Below are 3,242 nucleotides of genomic sequence, written 5' to 3'. Positions count from 1 at the left end.
AGAGTAATGAACTGATGGACAAAAGGCAAATGAAGAGAATTTCCGGGCAGGATCTGTTAAAACTGAATTCAGAATTGGAAAAAAAGCTTAGAGGTGTAAAATATAAAAATGAGACTAGGAGCAAAAAATGTTTTTTACATTAATTGTCTGAAAAGGCAAAAAGAATATAAAAATATAAAATGATAAGAAGGATAAAATGAGAACTAAAAAAACGACCATTTTATTAATTGTTTTTGTGCTTTTAATGAGCTTTGTTCCTTTTAAGAAATTAGTTAGGGCAGATGAAGGATATGGAGTAGTTACTACTGAAAAAGGCGAAATGTATAAGGATACACACGGAAACCTAATTGCATAAAGGATCGGTGATAAGATGATTAAAAAGAAACTTATAATATTTTTATTGTTAATTTGTCTAATTTTCATTACGGCATTTGGATATGGTTGTAAAAAAGAATCTTCATCCAACTTGCCCGAAGAAACATTTTCCACTGCACCTCTTACTGTCAAAACAAGCAAAGATTTAAGCGAATATCAAAAGGAATTTATGAGATATAGAGACTTTAAAGACGACGGTTTTCCTATTTTAGGCGGATTTCGGAGCTATGACAACATAGCTTTAATTTGTGGTGGTTTTGAAAAGATACCAGAAGGACAACCTAAAAAAGCAGTCATAGGATATTACAGCATGATTATTTATGATATTAAATCCGATAAAATTCTAGAGGTCATCAAGTATGATGAAAACGAGGGTTTTATAAGTGTCTTTCCTTATGGTATAAACGAAAACTGGATCGTATACGAAGAAGATGATTATGACGAATTTAACCCTAATTTCGTATTCTACGCAATAAATAGAAAAACAAATGAGACTAAAAAACTTATTGAGAGAAAGAAAGGACATGATAAATTCTTCACTAAGGGAGAAAATATTCCAAAAGGTTCGGGTTGGTGGATTGCTTCCCCCAAAGGTCTCCTTAAAGGAGATAAATTCTATATGGAAATTTATTTGACCGGAAATAAAGTTGAAAAAGAAGCTGGTAGTCTGCCAGTCATTAGTGACAGTATCTATGAAATTGATTTAAAAACAGGGGATATTAAAAGAATTGTCCACTTAACAGAACGTTATGGAGGAATAGTTTCTCTCAGCATAAATGATCACTACCTTGCCTTTTGTTTTGCTAAACAAGATTTTGAAAAGAAAATGTTAGTTGAGGATATTTACCTCTATTCTTTTAAAAGCGGGAAAGTCTTAAAGTTCACAGATAATGGAGTTTCTGAAACTCCAGTGCTAACTCCTGATGACTGGATTATCTATCAGGTATGGCTACCTTCGGCGCTTACAAGCGACCCGGCAGTACAACCTCAAGGAGGTGTGGGGCAGTTCTATAACGTAATAAGACCTATAAATAAAGAAAAGCCTATTTTTACAGTTACAGTCGGTGACAAGGAAAAACACTACTATTCCTACCCAACCTTTAGGGGAATTTCGCCAAGTGGCAGATTTATCCTTTTCCTATCCCCGTGGCGAATCCTTGACAGAAAAACGAACACCATCACTACTCTAACAGGAATGACCGGATTTAAGCCTTCTTTCCCCACCTTTCGTCTAACCCAATTTGCTTCTGACAATACATTACTCGCAATTGGTTCCACTAACATACCTCGAGAACAATTAAGCTTCGAGCTCCAGCTATGGCAATGGCTTTATATTATAGATATCAATAAATTGTTACAAGTAATAGAAGATACATAAGTCAATGATTATTTAAATATTTTAATGTGGGTAAGTTTAGTTTATAACCATTAAATTTACCCACAATCTTTTTGAATCCACTTGATTTTATTGCATCAAATATCAGAGAAACCTCTTTTCGATTGATATCGCTTTTTAAGAATACGAGGTCATACTGTTCAGTTTTGACAGGAATAAAATCCAGATCAAGTGCATCTGCCACATAACGAATTGCCATGCCGCAATCCGCACCACCAAGCTTTACATTATTTGCAACAGCAAGATGAGTATACTCCTCATGAGAATAACCTTTTATATCTTTGGAGTTTATTCCGTTTCTTTTTAAAAGATAATCAAAGAGCACACGGGTGCCAGAACCTTTTTGCCTGTTAACAAATGAGATATCGTTTCTTGCAAGGTCTTTTATGCACTTTATATTCTTGGGATTGCCTTTTTGAACAACAAATCCCTGTTCGCGAAAGCTAAAAGGCACCACAGCAACTTCTTTTGTCACATACTTTTCTAAAAATGACATGTTATACGTGGCTGTGCTTGCATCAAATAGATGTGCTGCAGTAAAATTGCACTCCCCTCTTTCAAGAGCAAGCAGACCGCCTAAACTTCCACTATTTATAATGCCAACCTTAAAATCAGAGTGAGACTTTTTTATAAATGTTATTAAAGCATTAACAAGAGGGTCATTGCTCCCTATAAAAATTAATTGATTTTTAATTTTATCCTCGCTTTTTATCAACTCAACGGATACCTTGCTTCCACTTTCTATGCCCTCGCCATCAAATGGCACACAAAGCAGTCCGTCAGCACGAGCAACAGACGAAAGAACACCAGCCCCTTTTTTAAAAGGGACTGCAATAGTTTCACCTTGCACTTCTCCGATCTTTACACGCACAAACTCGTCCACGCCAATTGAAGAGGTAATCGGCCTTTTTACTATCGCTTCGATAGTTTTAGGTTTATCTTCGTTAATGCCCTGCATTTTAAGGATAGCTTTTTTTAGAAAAATGCGTGAAGCAATGTATGCTGATACAGGAAATCCTGGCATTCCCATCACAGGTTTCTTATTAATCACTCCTAAGATAACAGGCTTACCAGGCTGAATAGAAACACCGTGAACAAGCACTTTGCCTAAACGTGAAAAAATTCTTCCCGTGAGATCTTTGTTTCCTTTTGCAGAGCCGCCTATAACAAGCGCCATATCCGCTTCCGAAAGAACTTTTTTGACTTCTTCGGATATTATATTTATATCGTTGGGTTTAATGTCAGTAATAACACCTTTTCCACCCCATTTTTCTACCATTGCTTTAAGCATATAAGAGTTTGTATCGATAATATCCCCTTCAATAAGTTTATCGCCAGGTTTTCTAATTTCCTCACCTGTTGGAATAATTGCAACAATCGGTTTTCTCTTCACCCAAACTTCTGTAACTCCACCGGCAAGCATAACCCCGATATGGGAAGGATGGATTAACTCGTGAGGGAAAAGAAGTGT

General features: G+C 36.0%; 3 protein-coding genes. 2 read left to right on the top strand and 1 reads right to left on the bottom strand.

Annotation, left to right across the window (positions count from 1 at the left end; all coding sequences use genetic code 11):
• Positions 1-196: 196 nt before the first annotated feature.
• Positions 197-355 (top strand): hypothetical protein, encoded by a 159-nt coding sequence (locus U9Q18_00130; protein MEA3312768.1) that lies wholly within the window; start codon positions 197-199, stop codon positions 353-355.
• A 15-nt stretch (positions 356-370) separates the two neighbouring features.
• Positions 371-1,753: a hypothetical protein gene (locus U9Q18_00125; protein MEA3312767.1), complete on the top strand. Its 1,383-nt coding sequence runs from the start codon at positions 371-373 to the stop codon at positions 1,751-1,753.
• A 1-nt stretch (position 1,754) separates the two neighbouring features.
• On the opposite strand, the gene U9Q18_00120 is transcribed toward U9Q18_00125, so the two are convergent.
• The coding region (locus U9Q18_00120) for a molybdopterin biosynthesis protein (GenBank protein ID MEA3312766.1) at positions 1,755-3,242 on the bottom strand (1,488 nt) is incomplete at its 5' end.

Source organism: Caldisericota bacterium (assembly GCA_034717215.1).
In the GTDB taxonomy this organism is placed as follows: Bacteria; Caldisericota; Caldisericia; order Caldisericales; family Caldisericaceae; genus UBA646.
This window is presented reverse-complemented; position numbering and strand designations above follow the sequence as displayed.

Coding starts and splice junctions, on each gene's coding strand:
- U9Q18_00125 (MEA3312767.1), top strand. CDS start 371: ATGATTAAAAAGAAACTTATAATATTTTTATTGTTAATTTGTCTAATT.
- U9Q18_00130 (MEA3312768.1), top strand. CDS start 197: ATGAGAACTAAAAAAACGACCATTTTATTAATTGTTTTTGTGCTTTTA.